This is a genomic window from Evansella halocellulosilytica, from assembly GCF_002335745.1.
GTDB classification, from domain to species: Bacteria; Bacillota; Bacilli; order Bacillales; family Salisediminibacteriaceae; genus Bacillus_CA; species Bacillus_CA halocellulosilytica.
The window spans coordinates 4854090-4876589 of record NZ_NIST01000001.1 but is presented as its reverse complement, the minus strand read 5'-3'; the positions used below and the strand labels follow the sequence as shown (position 1 = coordinate 4876589).

The following is a 22500-nucleotide window of genomic DNA, read 5'->3' as shown; positions in this document are numbered from 1 at the left end:
TGAAAATGACAGAAATGACAGATTCGTTCATATATAGATTCATTAAAAAAAGGAGAGACTCGGATGGCGAAAAAGGTGCAACCCAATATAGTATACATTATTACACATGATACTGGTACACATTTAGGATGTTACGGGAAGAAGGTGCAAACACCTGCAGTTGATGAGCTTGCAGAAAATGGGGTAAGGTTTGATAACTACTTTTGTTCCCAGCCGCAATGCAGCCCGAGCCGGGGAAGTATTTTAACAGGAAAATACAGTCATAACCATGGGATGATGGGGCTTGGACATCTCGGGTTCAGTATGAATGAGAATAATCAAACACTGCCTGGTGAATTAAGTAAATTAGGCTACGAAACACACTTATTTGGCTTTTTCCATGAAGCGATGGAAGGAGAACTCGACGCTTCCCGTTTAGGATATGAATATCATCATAAAGTGCCTGGTAACCCAGCAAAAGAGGTAACGGATACGTTTATTCGCTTTTTAGAAAATAGTTTGGATGAAAAAAAAGGTGATCAACCATTATTCTTGTCTTTAGGTTTTGAAGAGACACATCGTCCATTTGATGCCTTTGAGCAAGATGATGATGAATACGTAGATATCCCGCCATATTTGCCTGATACCCCTGAAGTACGTGAAGATATTGCCCGTTTTCAAGGGTCTGTAAAAGAAATGGATAAAGCGATCAAACGTATCACGGATGCAATCGAAGAATACGGGTTGCAGGAAAATACAATTGTCATTTTTACGACCGACCACGGTATTGCTTTTCCAAGAGCAAAAGGGACGTTAAAGGACTCGGGTCTCGAAACAGCATTAATTATGAAGTTTCCTGAAGGGCACGAAGCAACGAAGAGAGGGGGTTCCTCTGAACTTCTGTGTAATGTAGATTTAATGCCTACAATAATGGAAATTGTCGGTGGTAAGACTCCTAATAATATCGATGGCCATAGTTTCTACCCACTCCTGCAAGAGAGGGACGATTATGTAGAACGGGAAAACTTCTTCTGTGAATTAACTTGGCATGATAAGTATCACCCGATGCGGGGAGTAAGAACGAAGCAGTATAAGTATATCCGCAACTTTGAGGAAGGTCCTTCCGTCTATTTGCCACATGACTTACATGCAAGTCCTTCAGGCCAAGTCGTTCGCGATAAATACTATGTTCCAAATACAGAAGAAGAGTTATATGATCTTGAAAAAGATCCAGTTGAAGAAGTGAATGTTGCAGACCATCCGGAATATAAGGATGTACTGAAGAAGTTACGGCAAGATGTCATTGACTGGATGGAAGAAACCAATGACCCATTATTGAAAGGGCCAATACCAGGGAAAGATGCCCCAGAGTGGGAAGAAGAAATCAAGGCTGGCCGAGCTTATAATAGCAAGAAGTAAAGGTAAATGAGAACTGTTTCGTTATTTTATAAGTGAAACAGTTCTTTTAGAGGATGTTCAAAAAGTCTAGGAAAAATAGCTTTCGTATCTCTGCGTTGACTCGTTTCTACGTATCTCACGTATTAACACCATACGCTCCGCGACTCAAAACTTAGTCGCCTTGATTTACTCGGCTCTTTTTGTTTTCCTTTTTGAACGTGCATTTTAGAGTTTTTCCAAAATGAAGTTACTAGAGGTGTTGGCAGATGATTTGGAGTATAACGGATACAGAAATACAAGAAAGTGAACTGCTATTAAAAGAAACGTTGTTTTCATTAGGGAATGGGTATTTAGGTGTTAGAGGGAATTTTGAAGAAGGGTATAAAGAAGGGTTAAACTCGATCAGAGGCACTTACATTAATGCATTCCATGATAAAACAGATATAAAATATGGGGAAAAGTTGCACGGTTTTCCTGACCAACAGGAGAAACTATTAAATATTATTGATGCACAAACGATCCAAATTTTTATTAATGAAGAACAATTCTCTTTGTTTGATGGAGAGATTTTAGAATATAAACGAGAGCTTTATTTTGACCAAGGGTATGTTGAGAGGACTGTGCGCTGGCGATCTAATAAAGGAGATGTGGTCAATATTACATTTAGAAGGCTCGTCTCTTTTGTGACGAAAGAGTTATTCGCTGTACACGTAAAGGTTGAGCCAGTGAACAATAACATGAATATCCGAATTGTGTCTAAAGTTAACGGGAATGTATCGAACTATGTTGACAAAGGTGACCCGAGGATTGCTTCAGGTCACGCGAAGCGTTTACGTGTGATTCAATCAGGATATGAAAATGGTCGTTCAAATGTCGTTGATGAAACGTATGAAACAAAGTTTAAAGTAGCAGCAGCTGCGAAAACGAACTTAATAGACTGTTCATATGAACATCAAGTAGATGCCTGTGTAGGAGAAGGGGTTACAGAAACGTATCGTTTTGATATGAGTGAGCGAGTTGAGTTTCAAAAGTTTACGATTTTCACAGATACGATTAGACATGGAGAGAACCTTGTGGAAGCGGGAAACGAACTGCTTGACGGAGTACTTGATTTAACTTTTGATCAGCTTCTTGAAAAGCAAAAAGAATATTTGGAGGAGTTCTGGACTATTTCTGATATCGAAATTGACGGCGACGATCAGCTCCAAGAAGGAATCCGCTTTAATTTATATCATCTTTTACAATCCGTAGGAAAAGACGAAAAAAGTAATATTGCAGCAAAAGGGTTATCCGGAGAAGGCTATGAAGGACATTACTTCTGGGATACAGAAATTTATATGTTCCCGGTTTTTTTAATGACAAATCCAAAGATTGCAAGAAACTTGCTACTTAACCGTTATGGTATATTAGAATCAGCAAAAGCAAGAGCGAAGGAAGTCGGACATACAAAAGGTGCATTATTTCCGTGGCGGACAATTAACGGAGGAGAAAGCTCAGCATTTTTTCCAGCTGGAACAGCACAATACCATATTAGTGCAGATATAGCCTACAGTTTTATTCAATTTTATCAAGTCACGAAAGATGACGAGTTCTTTAAAAATTACAGTGCTGAACTTCTCATTGAGACTGCGCGTTTATGGATGGATACAGGGCACTTCTATAAAGGGAAATTCCGCATTGATGATGTGACAGGACCTGACGAGTACACTTGTATCGTGAATAATAACTATTATACGAACGCAATGGCCAAATATAATTTAGAGTGGGCTGTGAAAGCATATTCGATTTTGCAAGAAGATATCGACATGTTTAATAAAGTACAAGAAAAAACGTCAGTGACCGCGGAAGAAGTAACCGAATGGCAGAAAGCTGCAGAGAAGATGTACTTGCCTTATAATGACGAACTGCAAATTAATGCACAGGATGATACGTTCCTTCAAAAGAAAAAATGGGATTTAAGCAATACCCCTCAGGAAAAATTTCCATTATTATTAAACTATCATCCGTTAACATTATATAGATATCAAGTATGTAAGCAGGCAGATACAGTGTTAGCACATTTTCTTTTAGATGATATTGAAAGTCTTGATGTGATGAAGCGATCCTATGATTATTATGAGAAAGTGACGACACATGACTCATCGCTTTCCTATTGTATTTTTAGTGTGATGGCCTCGAAGTTTGGTTATGATGATAAAGCGTATCAGTACTTTAATAAAACGGCCAGATTAGATATTGATAATATTCATAAAAATACGAAAGACGGTTTACACATGGCAAATATGGGGGGGACTTGGCTGGCGATTGTTTATGGTTTTGCGGGTCTACGGATTAAAAATGGGGAACTTCATTTAAATCCTCACCTCCCTGAAAAATGGAAGAACTTATCTTTTAAACTCGTATATCTTGGGGCGCTGCTTAAGATTGACATGTCTCAAGATCGTGTAACTTATTCGCTTGAAAAAGGAGAGGAACTAGAGCTGTTCCACCGTAAAGAAAAGCTCGTTCTGAAAGAAAAGGGATCAATTAATAGATAATTTGAAAGCAAAGAAGTGATAGGTATGAGTCCAACAATTAGAGATGTAGCGAAAAGGTCTGGAGTTTCGGTCAGTACAGTGTCACGTGTGATGAACTCACCTGACACTGTAAAGGAAGAAAAAAGAAAAAAAGTGCTCGCAGCGATTCAGGAATTAAATTATTCGCCAAATGCTCTTGCAAGAGGCCTGATTTATAAAAAAACACAAACAATCGGCGCGTTAATTCCTGATATCTCCAACCCTTACGTATCAGAAGTCATACTAGGCATGGAGAATGCAGCGAATCGATTGAATCTTAATTTAATGTTATGCAACACCGATAGAAACGAAGAAAGAACATTAAACTATTTAAAAGCGCTAAAAGAAAAACAGGCAGATGGTGTCATTTTTACGAGTGAGGCTTTAACTGACTGTTATTATGAGTTTTGTAAAACTTCAAATCTTCCGATCGTATTAGCATCGACTGAAAGCCAGGTACATGATCTTCCGACGGTTAGAATAAATGATGTACAGGCTGGGTATGATGCAGCTTCATATTTAATTCATAAAAAGCATAGATCGATTGGGATGATCAGCGGTCCATTGGACGATCCAATTGCAGGGTATACGAGGCACCAAGGGTTTTGCGCGCGTCTTAGTGAAGCGGGATTACCTTCTAATGATATAGAATGTGGCGATTTCCGGTTCGAAGACGGCTATCAAGCTATGGAACGTTTGTATAAAAAAAATCCTCATTTAACAGCTGTGTTTACAGCAAGTGACGAGATGGCAGTAGGGGCGATCACTTATTTAAATCAAATAGGTATAAACGTTCCTGAGCAAGTCTCAGTCCTAGGCTTTGATAATACGAAAATAGCACGAATGTTTATCCCGAAGCTTACTACGGTAGCGCAGCCAATGTATGAGATTGGTGATCAGGCAGTCGTTAAGCTAAACAGTATCTTGAATGGGGAAAAATTCGATACGAAAACTTACTTGCCACATGAGATTTACGAAAGAGAGTCTGTTCGAGAATTTACGATTTAAATCAATTATCTCAAAAGTATATCAAGAGGACAAATACCGCCTTCGTTCGTATATGAATCCTTAGTAAGCGAAAAATTGGCTTACTGATGAACTAGATAAAGGATGAGGTTCCATTCGTTTCGTCATCCAATTAGCAGGTGAAAAGCATGTTAAAACAATTTCTTGAAGACGATCAATTAAAAAACACATTAAAAAAACAAATCTACTTCTATATTCAGACAAATGGAGAAACCTCCAAAAATGAACTTAAGGAGCATTTCAAGATTCCTCAAACGACACTTTCGAGAATTTTGGATTCATTGGAGGAAGATCAGCTCATTTTTATTTCCGGACCTGGGACAACGAGCGGAGGACGTCCACCAATGCTATATCGTATTACACCAACGTCTGGGTATTATTTTGGTGTGGATTTATCTAGGACGCACGTGAAAACAGTCTTGTTGAATGCAAACTTTACAATGCTCGCGGAGTCTACTTTTAAGATGGATCGTTCGTATACACCTGAAAAAACAACAGCAGAGATCATCGAACAAATTGAGCGGTTAAAAAACCAATTCATTGGTAGTCATCATTTAATAGTCGGTATAGGTGTTGGAGCAGTGGGACCAATTGACCGTGAAAGAGGAGTGGTTCTTTTACCTGAAGGATTTCAAGCGAGTGGGTGGGAAAATGTGGCGATTTCTTCTATGTTATATGAAGCATTGGAAATTCCAGTATATTTAAGTAATGGAGTCGATACTGCTGGTCTTTCTGAATATTATTTCGGCTCATATCATGACGAGAAATTATTATACATGATAAATGGTTACGGGATTAGAGGCGCTTTTATCGAGAATGGGATTTCAAGCAATGTAAACCCTGGAGATGCAAGTGCTTGGGGGCATATGATTATTGAAAGAAACGGGAAACTGTGCGTATGTGGAAATCGCGGCTGTTTAATGGCGTATTCATCCATCGGTGCGATTATAAATGAAATTCATGAAGTATTTCCTAACATTGATATTAAACATGTTGACGACCTTGTTCCTATGGTGAATGAGGGACATGGAGAAATAGAGAGAATCGTGAAAAGAGCTGGTGAATATTATGGAATCGGTGTGGCCAATATGGTCAACATTTTACATCCAGAGGTTGTCATTTTGCATGGCAAATTCATTTACGAATGCGAAAGTTACTTTGAAAAAGTTAAAGAAACAATTGAACAATCCAGATATCAGAAGGATCGGCCGTTGACAATAAGAAGAGGGTTCCTTGGGGAACTTGCGGCTGCCGTCGGAGCTGGCATCGAAGTATTTTACCGTCTCGTGAAGTAAAGGTAAAGAAAAGAGGAATGATTATGGGAAATCAAATAAGTGCTTTTATTTTTGATCTCGACGGAGTTATTACTGATACTGCAGAATACCATTTCGAGGCATGGAGTGCATTGGCAGAAGAGATCGGGATTGAAATAGATGAGGAGTTTAATGAACAGCTTAAAGGTGTTTCCCGGATTGAATCACTTCAGCGTATTCTAAAACACGGCCGGAAAGAGAACGATTTCACTATGGAGGAAATAACAGACTTAGCTGCAAAGAAAAACGATCATTATAAAAAGCTCATTGCCAAGATCACCCCTGAAGACATTCTTCCGGGAATTTTAGATTTACTTGAAGACATTAAACAAGCACGAATTCCTATTGCTTTAGGTTCTGCTAGTAAAAATGCACCGTTTATTATCGATCAATTAAAATTATATCGCTATTTTGATTATATCGTTGATGCTGGGGAAGTGATGAACGGGAAGCCTCATCCGGAAACGTTCCTAACTGCTGCTGATCATCTCGGTGTTTCTTACGAGACTTGTATAGGCATTGAAGATGCAGAAGCGGGCGTCACAGCGATTAAGGCAGCTATGATGTTTGCAGTGGGCATTGGATCAAAAGAAATCCTTGATGAAGCAGACATCATATTTCCAGAAACAAAAACATTATCTTTCGAGAAAATAAAAGCTGCATTTTACAGCGCAAATAAATAAACAGACTTTTGATAGCGCTTTTAGGAGGGGAATATGGATAACTTTGTATTAAGAGACCAAGATTTATTTTTAATTGCGAATGCAGAAGGGGAAATTGACCCGGCTGTTGAAGGTGCGGGTTTATATACGAAAGATACTAGGTTTCTAAGTGAAAATACATTCCTCGTTAATGGGGCACGACCGAAGTTGCTGTCAAAACACGCCCAATTAAATCATCTAACGTCATTTCGCTATTTGCATGAAGTTCATGACGAGGGCGCTGTTGAAATAATGAGAGAGCCACTTATTTCTAATGGAGTTTTTTATGAAAAATTTACTTTCACTAATTATTTTTCAACCAATTATCAATTCGAGCCTGAGATAAAATTTGATGCTAATTTTACGGATATGTTTATTGTACGTGGTTTCCGAGGTGGAGATGTTGGTGAACTTATTGGAGTAACTGAGAGTGGGAACTCTCTTTTATTTTCGTACAAAGGGATAGATGAATTGGTGCGAAAAACAAAAATATCCTGGGATACTCAGTTACGTTCAACTGTAACTGGGACGAGTGTTCATTTTGAAGTGAGCTTAAAACCGAAAGAGTCTGTGACATTAGTTGTACAAGTTGTACCACTTTTTGACGGTGATACAGCAGAAGTTGAGGTTGTCACTTATGATCATGCTAAAAGTGCTTTGAAGAATAAGTATAAGAACTGGCATGCTTCATTGCCATCTATTGAAGCTGATGACCCGCAATTTATGAAGATGTACCAACAAGCCGTTGATGATATGCAAATGCTTTTAACGGATATAGGTTATGGTGACATGGCTGTAGCAGGCATTCCATGGTATGCAGTCCCATTCGGAAGAGACAGTATGATCACGGCCTTGTTTATGCTGTCTGTTAAGCCGGATATTGCAAAGAATACGTTGAAAACATTAGCAGCGTATCAAGGGAAAGAACATAACGATGTAAAAGATGAAGAGCCAGGGAAAATTATGCATGAACTGAGGTTTGGCGAACTTTCAAATACTCGGCAGGTACCATTTACCCCGTATTACGGAACAGTGGATGCAACACCTTTATTCCTTATACTAGCGTCAAAATATTATCACTGGACAAAAGATGACAACTTTATGAAGGAGCTCAAACCTAATCTTGATGCTGCTCTTGGATGGATACGCAATAAAGAAAAGGACGGAGAAAATCCTTTCGTTCAATATAAGAAAAATGCAGAGAAAGGAATTCCGAACCAAGGTTGGAAAGACTCTTCGAATTCCATGATTCATCAAGACGGGACCTTTGCAGAGTCACCTATTGCCTTAGTCGAAGTGCAAGGATATGTTTACGCGGCGAAAAAAGAGTTAAGTGCTGTATATGCTGAGTTAGGCTTTTCTGATGAAAGCGAAGCAATGGCAAAGGAAGCGAATGCAATGCACTCACACATTGAAGAACATTTCTGGATGGAGGAATCTGGATATTATGCGATGGCTTTAGATGGGAAGAATGAACAGGTGCAATCGATATCTTCCAATACTGGGCACCTTCTTTTCGCTGAAGTTGAAAAAAAAGAAGCGATTGTTAGCCGGTTATTCCAAGAAGACTTAAACAATGGTTACGGTGTTAGAACGATGAGTTCAGGTGAAGCTGGATATTACCCTATGAGTTATCATAATGGAAGTGTATGGCCTCATGATAACGGCATGATCCTTCTCGGACTGCAAAAACATCATTTTAACTCAGAGTGCGGTAAACTAATGAGACAGCTGTTAGATGCTTCAATACAGTTTGCAGACCAGCGTCTACCGGAATTATACTGTGGATATGAACGAGGAGAAGATGATCTGCTAGTTCCTTATTTGACAACTTGTTCTCCACAAGCATGGGCAGCAGCAACAGCGCTTCTTTATGTGCAGCTTATGTCAGGAGTAAAACCAGATGGAATTAACAAAACAATAGACATTAATCCAAATTTGTTGGATTCAATCAATGAGTTAACGATTCAAAATATGCAAATCGGTACTGGCTATCTTTCTTTAAACATTTATCGAGACTCAAATGGAGCAGTCATGTTTGACGTCCTTAAAAATAGTACCGGTTATGAATTGGCAAACGACTATTAGTGGTTGTCCTTTGATGCATAGTGTTTTGTGTAAGAGCACTTATTCATCTAGTTAGTTTTTCGCATATGTTGTTGCGGCCAAGAGGTTCGTTATTTGTGTCGAAAAGAGCTATTTCTAAGGTTAAGCGGCCACCGGTTCCGTTAATGAAGGAAAAAGCAGCACGAAACGGATGATTTTAGGTAAATAGGGTACTCAGTGTCCTCTCACACAACGAATCTAGCGGTTTTGGTGGGAATAACGGATCTGATGTCCGCCAAAAAAGCGAAGTATACAATAAGTTAAAAGCGGTACAGTCTCACATCTATCGTGGGACTGTGCCGTTTATTATTTAGAAGACTAATTAAAGATTTTCATTTGGGACCTAAGAGAGGAAAAAGGACTAGATATACTTGTATCTTTTTTACATATTCCTTTATTAAAAGAGGATTTAACACTTTTATAGAACTATATACCTATTTAAAGAGAGTTTTATGTATGTTAAATTCTTAAGTGGTATAGTAGTCATGATTCTATAGTACTTGTTATTGGGTGTTTTAAGATGAATATAAGAGATTATTGTTGGAATTGAATGTTCTTCCGATAATGGCAAACCTATTTGAAAGATAGGGACGCAAAGCTACGGGCCTAAGTCTAATAGATATGGCAGCCGAGTTACCGAAGAAGGAGAGGGAGTAAACAATACACGTGTTAATGCCCACCCTTTTTTGGGTGGCTTTTTTAGTGTTAGGAAAACGAGGCAAAGGCTGTGGGGGACTTCGGTAGGCAAGCATTAGCTGTCATAAAAATGATCGTCGGAAACGATGGTGAAAATATGAAAAATGGGAGAGGTAGTAAATGGGTTTAGGAAGTGTATTAGTAAAAGGCGTAGGAATGTATTTACCTAGTAATGAAGTATCGAATGAGGAAATGGCTAGCCATTTTAGTGAAAGAGGTATTAGCGTTAATGGTTTATATGAATCGGTAGGAAGAAAGACGAGATTTTTTAAAGATGAAGATGAGACGAGTACGACAATGTCTTTTAAAGCGGCTGAAAATGTCATAAAGAAGTTGGGAGTCAATAAAGACTCGATAGACGGTGTCATTTATGTATCAGATAGCCCGGAGTATACTTCACCAAGTAATGCGATCGTTTTACATAAGTGGCTTGGTTTAAAAAATGCTCACTTTGTTTTAGATATGAATCAAAATTGCACGGGGGTCATTACTGCATTAGATGTAGTGACGAAGTATATGAAAGGGAGCAGTCGGCTAAATAGAGTTTTAGTAACTGGCGCATTTAATGCAAGTCAGATGGCACATAAAGATAACCCGGTTACTTATGGCGTTTTGTCTGATGGTTCATCTGCTGTAATTGTTGATAAAGTGAATGATCAAGAAAAGGGAATTATTGATTCTGGTTATCATACAGATTCATCCCATTTTGAAATGATGATGTATCCAAAGTGCGGTTACAGCAACATATCAAGCGAACAAATAGATGAAGAAAGTAAAAAGTTAAATTGGGATCATGAAAGTGATGAATTTATACCGGGAGAGTTTGTAAAAGTGATTGAGCCATTATTAGAGCGAAATGGTTTGACACCTAACGACGTTCAACATTATATCGCATCTCAATTTTCGAAGAAGCTTATTCATGTTACAAGCGAAAAGCTTGGTGTGAGCGCGGATAAGTTTACATTTGTGTCTGACAAGTTTGGTTATTGTGGTAATGCAAGCCCAATGTTTGCTTTCGGAGATTTATTAGAAAAAGGAAGTGCAAAAGAAGGCGATTTTGCGTTAATTTTTTCAATTGGCTCAGGTCATGTCGTGTCAGTCGTTCTATACCGATTTTAATCACTAAAAATCGGTTTTAATAGAAAAAATAAAAATATAAGGAAGTGGAACATATGTATAAGTTTGATGTGGATAAGACGAATAAGAAAATGGTTGTTACTGTAGGAGGAATGTTTACTTCAGATGAGGGAGCGCAGTATATAGAAGATTTTAAAAAAGAAGTGGCGGGTATTTCAGCGAACGAATATTCACTCGTTTTGGATGGCAAAGAATTAAAGGTGTCTTCAGCAGAGATCGTTGATATGTTAAATCAAGCTGTACAAATGTATTTTGAAACAGGATTTAAAAAAATCTACCTTGTGAAGCTTGATTCTGCTGTTGCAATGATGCAAATTAAGAGAATTCCATCTTTCATTGATAAAGTAACATTAATTGATAGTGTTGCAGACGCATCGTAAGTGACTGCTGTTTTTATTAGAAAAGTAGAACCAAATAAAAATGAAGGAAAGCATCTGTGAAAGCAGGTGTTTTCTATTGTTAATCCAAAGTGTGAAGGTTTCCATTTCTATGTACATTAAACGTTTATTTTTTGAAAATGGAGAAGTTGAAAGGTGAATTGATTATGAAGGAAATTTCCGATTTATACCCGAGCCAAGATGGAAATAAAAATAAAAGAGAAGAAATAATAAACTTAATGAATCATCTTTTATCAAATATGGATCAGATGAAAAATGAACATTCACCTTTATTAAATAGTAAAGAAAAAGATCGTCACCCTAACTACTATGAGCAAATAACAAACGATACAGTTATTCCGAATATAGGTGAAGATTATTCTACGATTGTAAAGGAAATGACGCATTTATTGGATGGTCATCCATACCCGAATAAAAACTTTTTTGGGAATGTGGTGACAACTCCCTCTATTGCGAGTTTAATAGGAACTTTAACGATGTGTTTATCGAATGGTAATAGTATTTGGGATGCTTATGGTACGGCTGCTGCTGAAGCAGAAATTAAGGTGACTGCGATGTTGTCTGAACTAGTTGGTTACAACAGACAAGAAAGTCTTGGCTACTCGACTTGGGGCGGACAAGGTGCTGTTTTTTCTAGTTTAAGAATGGCTATTGCAAGACATGCACCGAATTATAAAGAAGAAGGCATTCCAAATAATTTATACTGCTTTGCATCAGAACTTTCGCATTATAGTCTTTTACGCTCCATTGAAGCTACAGGTATTGGCACCAACCATTTAATGAAAGTAAAGGTGAATGAAGACCATTCAATGAACATCGATGATTTATCGGAAAAAATTGAAAAAGTTATTCAAAAAGGCGGTACACCATTATATATTGCTGCGACAACTGGCACAACAGATACTTTTGGAATCGATCATATGAAAGAAGTAAAGGAAACTTGTATTCACCTGGAAAACAAATACGCGATCGATCCTATTTTTATTCATGCTGATTCAGCTATGGGCGGATTTTATGCTTTCTTTAATAATTATGATTTCAATAACAATCCACTTGCATTTTCCAACGATACATTAGATGCTTTGATAACGATTCAAGATCGGTTACAACATCTCCATTTAGCTGACAGTGTATGTTTTGACTTTCATAAATTAGGTCAAACACCGTATGTGAATAGTTTTTTATTAGCGAAAGATAAAAAAGATGTAAGCAGGCTTTCGATCAGTAAAGAAGACAGTCCATATATTGGTGACCGTAGCTATGGGAATTATCATACGAGCTATACGTTCGAATGTTCACGCTCTGGGAGTTCGATTGTCATGTATGCGACGTTATTGGAATTTGGTATAGAAGGTTACCAAAAGCTTTTAGGTCATTTCTTAGACTTTAATTTAAAATTAAGGAGCCGATTAACAAGTATTTTTCCTAATCTTGCGATTACGAACAAATTTTCACCTGGTCCGATTACGACGTTTAGAATTTATCAAGGGTCGGAAAACTGGGATTTGGAAAGAAAGGGCTTATTAACTGAGGGAGAAATCAATCAAACAAATGACCTGAATAAGAAAATATTTGAATATATGGGAGAAGTAAGAGATAAAATTCTTTGGGGTGATACGAGTAAAGTTTGTTATGCTGAAGCAAAGGATACAGGGTGCCTCGTTCCAATTGCTTCGACAAAGTTATTTATTACTTCTCCATTCACGACAACGGATGAAATTGATACGATTGTTTTTGAATTAGAGCAAATTTTAAAGAAAGCAAGAAAGCACTCAGAAGCTGAAAAAGGTGACTATGTACTTGTTTAGTTGAAGATTATGTTAGAGGATAAGGTAAGGCATATCGTGTCCGGGCTATAAGGAGCAAGTATTTGGCGGCCAATCCGAATCTAGCGTTTTTAGTGAAAATAACGGACCTGATGACCGCGTAGAATATAGCACAAATTTGGCGGCCAAGAGATCCGTTAATCGTATGGATAAGAGCTATTTTGAAGGTTAAGCGGCCACCGGTTCCGTTAATGAAAGAAAAAGAAGCTCAAAACAGATGATTTCAGGTAAATAAGGAACTGAGTGTCCTCGAAGACTGCAAAAGCAAAGGTTTAGGTGGAAATAACGGATTTGATGTCCGCCAAAAGTAGGGTAATGTAAAGAAGGGGAAATCAATTATTAGTCTACTACTAGTTTAATAGAACGATAAACTAGATTCAATTGAAATCATTAGGTGCTGTGACTTTTGTGTCGATGCGAGCAGGATGCTGATCCTAGTTATGTGTTGGATCGTCCATTAATTCTCGAGATAGTCTTTATCAGCAGTAAACAGAATACTGGTCAACGAGCAAGGCTACTATTTTTTTGGAATAATTGAAAATATGTCACTGGCTTTCACTGACGTTCACTGACTGTCACTCAGTGAGGTAAGCTCTTCTCATCGCCACTCAGTAGGTTTGGGTGAAATATTTTCCACGTGATATGCTGTTCTTCAAGTGCAAGAAAGTATATGACAAGGGGGAAATAAGTCTAATGACAAATAATAAAAAGCTGCATTTAATTGATACGGATATTCATGAACGAGTGCAATATAAAGATTTACTTCCTTATTTAGATCAGCCGTACAAACGATATATCGAAGACTGCCATTGGATTCAGGAGAAGCATATGCCGTTTACACAACCCGCGGTAGCTGGGGTAGATCGGGCTGATGCGGTCGTACCAGATGGACGTCCTGCAGGATCTGATCTACCTTTTATGCAAAAGCAGCTATTAGACCCGATCGGTCATGAAATAGGGGTTTTAACTGGGGCACTCGATCCATCTCCATCATCGATGCATGGATGGTATGAGATGGCGACAGCACTTGCAACTGCATATAACGATTGGCAAATTGATCATTGGTTAAATAAAGATGAGCGACTCTATGGATCTGTTCATATTGCTGCGCAAGACCCTCAAGGAGCTGCACGCGAAATAGAGAGGGTTGGTTCTCACAAAAAAATGATCCAAGTGTTGTTACCGATTGATGATAAATTATGGGGTGATCCTTATTATCACCCGATCTTTGAAGCAGCAGAGAGACACAATTTGATGATTGGCATGCATCATAATGAACCGCCGATTCATTACGGAAGCTGGCCAAAATATTTTATCGAATGGCATACGCTCATTCCGATCTCCCACATGACGATGGTAACAAACATGGTATTTAATGGTGTGTTCGAAAAGTTCCCAAAATTGAAACTAATGATGATTGAAGGAGGTTTTACTTACGTTCCATTTTTAATGCGAAAAATGGATCAACAATATAAAGACCTTCGACACGAAGTACCGTGGATTCAACGGATGCCGAGTGATATTATTCGTCAGCATCTTTGTTTTACGACACAACCGTTAGAAGAAATGACGAAAAAAGAGTTTTTACAAACGATCGAGCAAATGGGTTCAGATGAAATCGTGTCATTCTCGACAGATTATCCACATTGGGATTATGATTCACCGTTTGAAGCTTTGCCACCGGGCTTAGATGAGGGATTACAACGTAAGCTATTTTCTGAAAATGCACGTAACTTTTATCCGAAGCTTCCCCAATCAAGGAGGGATAAATAATGGAAGAAGTTGTCTGTCATAAGGAAGACCTTCAACCAGGTGAAATGTTGGAAAGTACATTTGGCCGGCATTCAATCATAGTTTGTCGTGCTTCTGATGGGCATTATTATGCATTTTTAAACCGATGTATCCACCAAGGAGCGCCATTATCGAAAGGTAAGCTTTGTGGTGCTCCGGAGCCTACTGACAATATTGGGGAATATAACTTTGGAAAAGAAGGGGATATTCTTCGTTGTCCTTGGCATGGGCGTGAATTTGATATTAAAAAGAATGGATGTATGGTGGCGAATGAAAAGTTCAAAATTAAACATTTTAATGTAGCCGTCAAAAACGAGAAAGTGGTTGTTTATAAATAGAGTGACAATTGGAGTGAGCGAATGTGAAAAAAATGTTTATTGATGGACAGTGGATTGAATCGCAATCAAAGGAAACCCGTGACATAATCAATCCCTTTAACGGAGAAGTCATAGAAGTTGTCACTGAAGGTGATGAAGAAGATGCTAAAATGGCGATTGCTGCTGCTCGCGAGGCATTTGATCACGGTGAATGGGAGGCAATTTCTGCAACAGAACGGGGACAACTTCTTTATAAAGTAGCTGATTTGATCGAACGAGATAAACAGGAGTTAATGAAATTAGAAACCTTGGATACAGGAAAAACCTTAACAGAAAGTGAAACAGATATGGACGATATAGTTAGAGTCTTTCGATATTATGCAGGACTCGCTGATAAGTATGCTGGAGAAATTATTGATTCACCGATTCCGAATTCAAAGAGCCGCGTTGTCCGAGAGCCTGTTGGTGTGTGCAGCCAGATTACCCCGTGGAATTATCCGCTTTTACAAGCAGCATGGAAGCTAGCACCAGCTTTAGCATCAGGGAATACGCTCGTCATGAAACCGAGTGAAATTACTCCGCTTACAACGATTAAAGTGTTCGAGCTGATGGAAGAAGCAGGATTTCCAAAAGGGGTCATAAATCTTGTGTTAGGTCCATGATCATCAGTAGGAAATGAGCTAGCGGTAAGTCATGATGTTGACCTTATTTCATTTACTGGCGGTATTGTGACTGGTAAAAAATTAGGCGGGAAAAATCCAAATATCATATTTGCAGATTGTAAATTTGAAACTGCAGTGGATCAGGCATTAAACGCAGTTTATTTTCATGCGGGGCAAGTATGCTCTGCAGGTGCTAGATTAATCATTGAGGATGTCATTCACGATGAATTTGTTGAAGCACTAGTGGAACGAGTGAAAAACATTAAGTTAGGAAATGGAATGGATGCAGAGACACAATCAGGTCCATTAATTTCTGAACAACACCGTGAGAAAGTGGAACAATTCGTCGAAATCGGGATAAAAGAAAGCGCGAACCTTCTTATTGGTGGAAAGCGACCTGATGATCCAGAACTTGCGAACGGATTCTTCTATTTACCGACGATTTTTACAGGTTGTACTTCTGAAATGACGATTGTACAAGAAGAGGTATTTGGTCCCGTTCTGACGATTGAGCGATTTAAAACAGAACGAGAAGCGACTACACTTGGAAATGATTCAATTTATGGGTTGGCAGGGGCAGTATGGACAATGGATATTACAAAAGCAGAACGAGTCGCAGCTAAGCTTCGTATGGGAACGGTTTGGATTAATGATTTTCACCCATATATCCCACATGCCCCGTGGGGAGGCTACAAACAATCTGGTATAGGAAGAGAATTAGGACTTTCAGGGTTAGAAGAATATACAGAACAAAAGCACATCTTTCAAAATATGAATCCTGAACCGTTACATTGGTTTAAATAGATAGTAGAAAAGTATAAATTATTTCGTATGAATGAAGAAAAACGTTTATGATATAACGATTATCGGTGGCGCCTGTCAGTTTATTACGCCTTTTATAGTGTAGTATGCGTCAAATGAAAGTTAAAGTAATTGATCGTTTACTTGAACTAGGAAGGCAACTTTCGATCCTCTAGCCAGAAAAATATAATGATAATATTACGAGCCCAACTATTGGTAGGTTATTTAGTTTTTTTTGAATCAACCGTGCATGAGCGAAAGTGGTAAAAACTGAGAATAAAAAGGGAACTTGGCTTAAATTCGCCATGTTCCTTTTTGTTTTAAAAGCCTAAAGTGTTTCGTACACTCTGTACATAACTTTGGCTTATCGCAAGTTTCGTTCCGTTGTGATCTTTTAATTTCACCTCTAAGTTAGATGAGATATCGCGAGAGAACTGTTTAATATATGCAATATTTACAATAAAAGAGCGGTGAATACGAAGAAACGAGTCTGATAACTGCTGCTCCAATATTTTTAGTGGGAATTTTGAATGAAAGCAATCATCCTTCGTATAAATAATCGTTTTCTTTTGGTGACTTTCTATGTAAATAATATCCTCGACACGTATCGGGACCCAAATATCTTCGAGTCTACCTACGATAAAAGACAAAGGTTCAGGCTTTTTCTTTGGATATTCTGGTGGCAGAATAACAGTTAATGCCCCACAGAAGCCTGTATCTTGATCTTCAATCGGATAACCGACTCCATAATAAGGAACACCAAACACGGACTTATCAACGAAAGATTCGACTTTACTCTTTTGCATATAAACACGCTCAGTAATACTCCCTGAAGGAATAGGTTGACCTTGATTAATACGGATATCATGCTTTCCAGGAATGTAATTAATATATTTATCGCCACCTGCAATGGCAATTGAAGCCTCTTCTGGAACCCAATCTTCAATGAATGTAGAAAATTGATGAATAACATTACTCCTCAATTTTTTTCTCATCCTCCTATGACTTTTTATTGTGTGAATTTTTTGATTAATCGGATTTATTTTTATTTTATCTAGTTATATTGTGTTCTGTCAATTTATTGACACATGATATTCGAACTCCTATACAATTAACAAATATATTCATCGTGGAAATAGTGGAAATATATGAGATCGTGGGTTTAGAAAAGGGACCCAGTATTACTTTATGGACAATGGTGACTATTTTTTGCTGAGAATGTAAGCGCTTTACCTCAGGAGAGGATGTCCTGCTAAAAAGGGCTATTGATTAAGGAGGCTATAAAAATGGTAGAACAAACACTTTCGACAAAGGACACAAATTCTATTCTAGGAAATTACGCTAAGGTATATGATTCGTTTGATTGGTCGCAAGTAGAAGAACAATTTTCTTGGAACATAACCGGACGTGTCAACATCGCATATGAGGCGATTGATCGTCATGCAGAATCTGAAAAAGGGAATAAGGTAGCGCTATACTATTCTGATCAAGACAGAAAAGAAGAATATACGTTTAACGAAATGAAGAACTTCTCTAATAAAGCAGGTAATGTGTTAAAGGATATTGGTGTTACTAAAGGAGAACGGGTCTTCATTTTTATGCCGCGCACGCCTGAACTTTATTTCGTTTTACTAGGTGCGATTAAACTCGGGGCTGTCGTTGGTCCGCTATTTGAAGCGTTTATGAAAGGCGCGGTAAAGGATCGTTTGGAGGACAGTAGTGCAAAGGTACTTGTCACAACCCCAGACTTACTTGGGCGTGTTCCAGTTAATGAGCTGCCGGATCTTGAGAAAATCGTTGTTGTCGGTCACGACGTAAAAGAGGATAGAAAGATTGTTGACTTCTATCACCAGTTTGAAAATGCTAGCCAATCACTAAATATAGAATGGGTCGATCGAGAAGACGGAATGATTCTTCATTATACATCAGGTTCGACTGGAAAACCTAAAGGCGTGTTACATGTTCATAATGCGATGATTCAACATTACCAAACAGCGAAATGGGTCCTCGATTTAAAAGATGATGATGTGTATTGGTGTACTGCAGACCCTGGCTGGGTAACAGGAACATCTTACGGAATATTTGCGCCATGGCTTGTAGGTGTTTCTAATGTGATCCGAGGTGGGCGATTTAGCCCTGATGATTGGTATCAAACACTTGAAGATTATCAAGTTTCTGTTTGGTATAGTGCGCCAACAGCTTTCCGTATGTTGATGGGTGCCGGTGATAACATCCTTAACAAATACAATTTGTCCTCTTTAAGACATGTGTTAAGTGTCGGAGAGCCATTAAATCCCGAAGTTGTACGCTGGGGAATACAAGTAATGGACTTAAGAATTCATGATACGTGGTGGATGACGGAAACAGGAGCTCAGCTTATCTGTAATTATCCATCAATGGAGATTAAACCAGGTTCCATGGGTAAACCAATTCCAGGTGTGAAAGCGGCAATCGTTGATGACGAAGGGAATGAACTTCCTCCAAATCGTATGGGGAATCTCGCCATTAAAAAGGGCTGGCCTTCAATGATGAGAGCCATTTGGAATCGCCCTGAAAAATTCGAGTCGTATTTCCTTGCTGGAGATTGGTATGTTTCTGGTGACTCGGCTTACATGGATGATGACGGTTATTTCTGGTTCCAAGGACGCGTTGATGATGTCATCATGACAGCTGGTGAACGTGTCGGTCCGTTCGAAATTGAAAGCAAACTTGTTGAACACCCAGCCGTTGCAGAAGCAGGGGTAATTGGGAAGCCAGATGATGTTCGTGGAGAAATTATAAAAGCTTTTATTTCATTAAGAGACGGGTATGAACTGAGTGATGAACTTCAAGAAGATATTCGAAACTATGTAAAGAAAGGGTTAGCTGCACACGCAGCTCCAAGAGAAATTGAAGTGAAGGAAAGTTTGCCAAAGACTCGTAGTGGCAAGATTATGAGACGCGTGTTAAAAGCTTGGGAGCTTGATCTTCCAACCGGCGACTTATCGACAATGGAAAAATAAGATATATATTTGAAAATAAAGCTCATGACGAGCAGATCATTCCCTACTCAAGCATGAGTGAACAAGAACTGTTATCGATCAAATCGTTACGCTTCTGAACCTTATTTTTAGATGAAATAAGAACAAGGGAGGAATCAATATGAATATCTCGAAAAACAGGTGGCTCATCGCTTTATCTGCAATCGCGATTCATTTATCTATCGGTGCTGCTTACGCATATAGTGTTTATACGAATCCGATTCACGATACGATGGGATGGTCAACGACAGGAATTACGTTATCGTTTACGATTATGATGGCACTTGCAGGATTTGCAGCTGCATTTTTTGGTCCTTTTGTTGAAAAAAAGGGACCAAGAAAGTCGGCGATTTTTGCAGCCATTTTATTCGGTTTAGGTCAAGCGGGGGCTGGTGTAGCTGTTGCTATTGATTCACTATTCCTATTTATTTTCACCTATGGATTTGCAAGCGGGCTCGGTATGGGGATTGGTTATATTGCACCTGTGTCTACACTCGTAAAATGGTTCCCTGACCGGCGAGGGTTAGCGACAGGGATGGCGGTACTTGGATTTGGTACAGGCGCACTAATTACAGCTCCTGTTGCTGCTAGTTTAATGGAAATGATCAATATTCCGATCACGTTTTACATTCTCGGCTTGAGTTACTTCGTACTCATGTTGATAGGGGCATCTTATATCGCCCCACCTCCAGAAGGTTGGATGCCTGAAGGAATGAAAAAAGACATTGCGTCAGGGAAAAAAACAGTAAAAAAAGATTTGTCACAGTTAACCGCAAAAGAAGCTGTGAGAACGAGACGTTTTTGGTTGCTATGGAGTATGATGCTCATAAATGTTACAGCTGGAATTATGATGATTTCTGTTGCTTCACCTATGGCGCAGGAAGTCGTTGGTTTATCAGCAGCAGGAGCCGCCACGATGGTCGGGATAATGGGGATCTTTAACGGCGGCGGTAGACTAGGTTGGGCAGCGATTTCAGATTATCTCGGTCGTCCGGTCGTATTTATTACGTTTTTCGTCCTTCAATTAATCGCCTTCTTGACTATGCCGAATATGACGAATGTTCTCTTGTTTCAAGCGCTCGTATTTATCGTCGTCAGCTGTTATGGAGGTGGATTTTCGAACCTCCCTGCGTTTATTGGCGATTTGTTTGGGACAAAGCAGCTCGGTGCAATACACGGGTATCTTTTAACAACATGGTCATTAGGAGGAATTTTCGGACCACTCATTGTCACACAAATTAGAGAAAGTACGCAAAGCTACATTCCGGTATTTTATGTATTTACGGGGTTAATCTTTTTAGCGTTACTAATGTCAATCTTCCTGCAGCTTGACATTAAGAAACTTGAGAAAGAAAAACAGAATCGCCAACAAGAGATTGCATCATAACTATTTAGAGAACACTATAAAAAAATGTTAACATATTTCTTGAGAAAAGTTGCTCATTGATACAGTTAATCTAAATAACATAAAGATGGCACAATTTTTGCAAACGAAAATTGTGTCTTTCGCGAGTGGCAGCACATGTGCTAAAGGGTGAAAGTCCCGAATGCATCGACTAGCCGGCAAGCATTAGCTGACAGGTAGTGCGTTGACTGTGAAGTAGCGTGCGGAGGATCTGAAGGCAAACCTCTGAACAGAGCTGATATCCCATGTTGGCACGAGAGTTGGATGACTGTGCAAGACAACAGAAAGTCCGAATAGTTAGAAACTCAAAGTGTTATGAGGGCTGGGTTAGAGGGAAAGTACATGATGTGACCCATTGAGATCTCCCTGCTTCCTAAAGTAGGTACTGATGTCACAAGGCTAAGCCAAGGACACAGGATGAGCTTTAAAGGGAGAAGTCAGAGATCGCCATAGTAGTGAAGAAGCACATGCCAATGACCTACTGGCGACAGTAGCGAGGACAGCACATGAGTGAAACTGTACATAGATACAGTTGCGAACCTATACTCAAAAGGTAGGGATTCGTGCGAAGGGCGTGACCCATAGAAGAACAATGTGAGTAGGCTTACTTATGACTGCGGAAGTAGACAGAAGCTGGACAAGAGCCAAGGGGGCTGATGCCAGGGTGGAACAGAAGGGTACACCGTCTACCGCCAAATGAGATGCACAAGTTATTGCCGTGAGCTATCAACCTTGTAGAATCACATTTATATGGGGAAGCAGAAACAAAGGAAGAAGCGAAAGCAATGGCGTAAGGGGAATAACAGATGAAAAGACGTGTATGGTACAGTTTGTATGACAAAGTGTACAAGAAAGCGAATCTAGTAAGTGCCTTCTATCAAGTGAAGAAGAATAAAGGTGCACCAGGGGTTGATAAGGTAACAATTGAAGGCTATGAAGCAAAGCTGGAGGACAATCTAGAAGTGCTCCAACAGAAGCTAAAAGATAAACAATATCGACCCAAACCTGTTCGACGAAAGATGATCGACAAAGATAATGGCAAGAAACAACGTCCACTAGGGATACCAACGGTGGAAGATCGCATCGTACAAGCTTCTCTTCGAAATGTATTGGAACCGATCTTCGAAGAAGAATTCCTTCCGTGTAGCTATGGTTTTCGGCCCGGAATAAGTGCTCATATGGCTTTAGACAAAGTCACTGAACACTTGAATGCAGGATACCATTATGTCATCGATGCCGACTTACAATCCTACTTTGACACGATCCCACATGATAAACTGGAACATCAAATAAGGAAACGAGTGACAGATGGGTCTATAATCAAACTCATTCACCGTTTTCTCAGAGCAGGTGTCATGGTAGGAGATCG

The 22500-nt window shown here is 39.1% G+C and carries 15 protein-coding genes, 1 pseudogene and 1 riboswitch; of the genes and pseudogenes, 15 read left to right on the top strand and 1 reads right to left on the bottom strand.

The annotated features are described in order from the left end of the window. Positions 1 to 63 precede the first annotated feature (63 nt). The 12 genes and pseudogenes from CD001_RS22980 to CD001_RS22925 all read left to right on the top strand — a co-directional run bounded on the left by CD001_RS22980 (position 64) and on the right by CD001_RS22925 (position 16709). Positions 64 to 1398: a sulfatase family protein gene (locus CD001_RS22980; protein ID WP_096189931.1), complete on the top strand. Its 1335-nt coding sequence runs from the start codon at positions 64 to 66 to the stop codon at positions 1396 to 1398. A 245-nt stretch (positions 1399 to 1643) separates the two neighbouring features. Next, the gene (locus CD001_RS22975; RefSeq protein ID WP_096189930.1) at positions 1644 to 3914 is read left to right on the top strand and encodes a glycoside hydrolase family 65 protein; all 2271 of its coding nucleotides are present in this window, start codon (positions 1644 to 1646) and stop codon (positions 3912 to 3914) included. A gap of 24 nt (positions 3915 to 3938) precedes the next feature. Then, positions 3939 to 4940: a LacI family DNA-binding transcriptional regulator gene (locus CD001_RS22970; RefSeq protein WP_096189929.1), complete on the top strand. Its 1002-nt coding sequence runs from the start codon at positions 3939 to 3941 to the stop codon at positions 4938 to 4940. A gap of 146 nt (positions 4941 to 5086) precedes the next feature. Next, positions 5087 to 6253, top strand: a complete 1167-nt coding sequence (locus CD001_RS22965) for an ROK family transcriptional regulator (protein WP_096189928.1) — start codon at positions 5087 to 5089, stop codon at positions 6251 to 6253. Positions 6254 to 6276: 23 nt separating this feature from the next. Then, a complete protein-coding gene (gene pgmB / locus CD001_RS22960; RefSeq protein ID WP_096189927.1) occupies positions 6277 to 6954 on the top strand; it encodes a beta-phosphoglucomutase in 678 nt (225 codons plus the stop codon). A gap of 33 nt (positions 6955 to 6987) precedes the next feature. Continuing rightward, positions 6988 to 9060 carry an amylo-alpha-1,6-glucosidase gene (locus tag CD001_RS22955; protein ID WP_096189926.1) on the top strand — a complete coding sequence of 691 codons (2073 nt, stop codon included), beginning with the start codon at positions 6988 to 6990 and terminating at the stop codon, positions 9058 to 9060. Positions 9061 to 9634: 574 nt separating this feature from the next. Beyond that, a riboswitch (cyclic di-GMP riboswitch) is annotated at positions 9635 to 9719 on the top strand. A 175-nt stretch (positions 9720 to 9894) separates the two neighbouring features. Continuing rightward, the gene (locus CD001_RS22950; protein WP_096189925.1) at positions 9895 to 10893 is read left to right on the top strand and encodes a ketoacyl-ACP synthase III; all 999 of its coding nucleotides are present in this window, start codon (positions 9895 to 9897) and stop codon (positions 10891 to 10893) included. Between the two features lie 53 nt (positions 10894 to 10946). Next, on the top strand, positions 10947 to 11291 hold the full coding sequence (locus tag CD001_RS22945; RefSeq protein WP_096189924.1) for a hypothetical protein: 345 nt from the start codon (positions 10947 to 10949) through the stop codon (positions 11289 to 11291). A gap of 164 nt (positions 11292 to 11455) precedes the next feature. Continuing rightward, on the top strand, positions 11456 to 13117 hold the full coding sequence (locus CD001_RS22940) for a pyridoxal phosphate-dependent decarboxylase family protein (protein ID WP_096189923.1): 1662 nt from the start codon (positions 11456 to 11458) through the stop codon (positions 13115 to 13117). Between the two features lie 711 nt (positions 13118 to 13828). Then, positions 13829 to 14908 carry an amidohydrolase family protein gene (locus CD001_RS22935; RefSeq protein ID WP_096189922.1) on the top strand — a complete coding sequence of 360 codons (1080 nt, stop codon included), beginning with the start codon at positions 13829 to 13831 and terminating at the stop codon, positions 14906 to 14908. After that, positions 14908 to 15264 carry a Rieske (2Fe-2S) protein gene (locus CD001_RS22930; RefSeq protein WP_096189921.1) on the top strand — a complete coding sequence of 119 codons (357 nt, stop codon included), beginning with the start codon at positions 14908 to 14910 and terminating at the stop codon, positions 15262 to 15264. Before CD001_RS22935 ends, CD001_RS22930 begins: the two co-directional genes overlap by 1 nt. 32 nt (positions 15265 to 15296) lie before the next feature. Beyond that, positions 15297 to 16709 (top strand): annotated as a pseudogene (locus CD001_RS22925) (aldehyde dehydrogenase family protein). A gap of 317 nt (positions 16710 to 17026) precedes the next feature. On the opposite strand, the gene CD001_RS22920 reads toward CD001_RS22925, so the two are convergent. Further along, positions 17027 to 17701 (bottom strand): LytR/AlgR family response regulator transcription factor, encoded by a 675-nt coding sequence (locus tag CD001_RS22920; protein WP_096189920.1) that lies wholly within the window; start codon positions 17699 to 17701, stop codon positions 17027 to 17029. A gap of 291 nt (positions 17702 to 17992) precedes the next feature. On the opposite strand from CD001_RS22920, the gene acsA reads away from it, so the two are divergent. The 3 genes from acsA to CD001_RS22905 form a co-directional block, all read left to right on the top strand. Then, positions 17993 to 19708 carry an acetate--CoA ligase gene (acsA, locus tag CD001_RS22915; protein ID WP_096189919.1) on the top strand — a complete coding sequence of 572 codons (1716 nt, stop codon included), beginning with the start codon at positions 17993 to 17995 and terminating at the stop codon, positions 19706 to 19708. Between the two features lie 139 nt (positions 19709 to 19847). Further along, positions 19848 to 21113 carry an L-lactate MFS transporter gene (locus CD001_RS22910; protein WP_179298868.1) on the top strand — a complete coding sequence of 422 codons (1266 nt, stop codon included), beginning with the start codon at positions 19848 to 19850 and terminating at the stop codon, positions 21111 to 21113. Between the two features lie 824 nt (positions 21114 to 21937). After that, positions 21938 to 22500, top strand: a 563-nt coding sequence (locus tag CD001_RS22905) for a reverse transcriptase domain-containing protein (protein WP_257009912.1), incomplete at its 3' end; no start/stop codon positions are given.

Excerpts from the sequence above, each read along its gene's own strand:
- CD001_RS22980 (WP_096189931.1), top strand. The coding sequence starts at position 64 with ATGGCGAAAAAGGTGCAACCCAATATAGTATACATTATTACACATGAT.
- CD001_RS22975 (WP_096189930.1), top strand. The coding sequence starts at position 1,644 with ATGATTTGGAGTATAACGGATACAGAAATACAAGAAAGTGAACTGCTA.
- CD001_RS22970 (WP_096189929.1), top strand. The coding sequence starts at position 3,939 with ATGAGTCCAACAATTAGAGATGTAGCGAAAAGGTCTGGAGTTTCGGTC.
- CD001_RS22965 (WP_096189928.1), top strand. The coding sequence starts at position 5,087 with ATGTTAAAACAATTTCTTGAAGACGATCAATTAAAAAACACATTAAAA.
- pgmB (WP_096189927.1), top strand. The coding sequence starts at position 6,277 with ATGGGAAATCAAATAAGTGCTTTTATTTTTGATCTCGACGGAGTTATT.
- CD001_RS22955 (WP_096189926.1), top strand. The coding sequence starts at position 6,988 with ATGGATAACTTTGTATTAAGAGACCAAGATTTATTTTTAATTGCGAAT.
- CD001_RS22950 (WP_096189925.1), top strand. The coding sequence starts at position 9,895 with ATGGGTTTAGGAAGTGTATTAGTAAAAGGCGTAGGAATGTATTTACCT.
- CD001_RS22945 (WP_096189924.1), top strand. The coding sequence starts at position 10,947 with ATGTATAAGTTTGATGTGGATAAGACGAATAAGAAAATGGTTGTTACT.
- CD001_RS22940 (WP_096189923.1), top strand. The coding sequence starts at position 11,456 with ATGAAGGAAATTTCCGATTTATACCCGAGCCAAGATGGAAATAAAAAT.
- CD001_RS22935 (WP_096189922.1), top strand. The coding sequence starts at position 13,829 with ATGACAAATAATAAAAAGCTGCATTTAATTGATACGGATATTCATGAA.
- CD001_RS22930 (WP_096189921.1), top strand. The coding sequence starts at position 14,908 with ATGGAAGAAGTTGTCTGTCATAAGGAAGACCTTCAACCAGGTGAAATG.
- CD001_RS22920 (WP_096189920.1), bottom strand. The coding sequence starts at position 17,701 with ATGAGAAAAAAATTGAGGAGTAATGTTATTCATCAATTTTCTACATTC.
- acsA (WP_096189919.1), top strand. The coding sequence starts at position 17,993 with ATGGTAGAACAAACACTTTCGACAAAGGACACAAATTCTATTCTAGGA.
- CD001_RS22910 (WP_179298868.1), top strand. The coding sequence starts at position 19,848 with ATGAATATCTCGAAAAACAGGTGGCTCATCGCTTTATCTGCAATCGCG.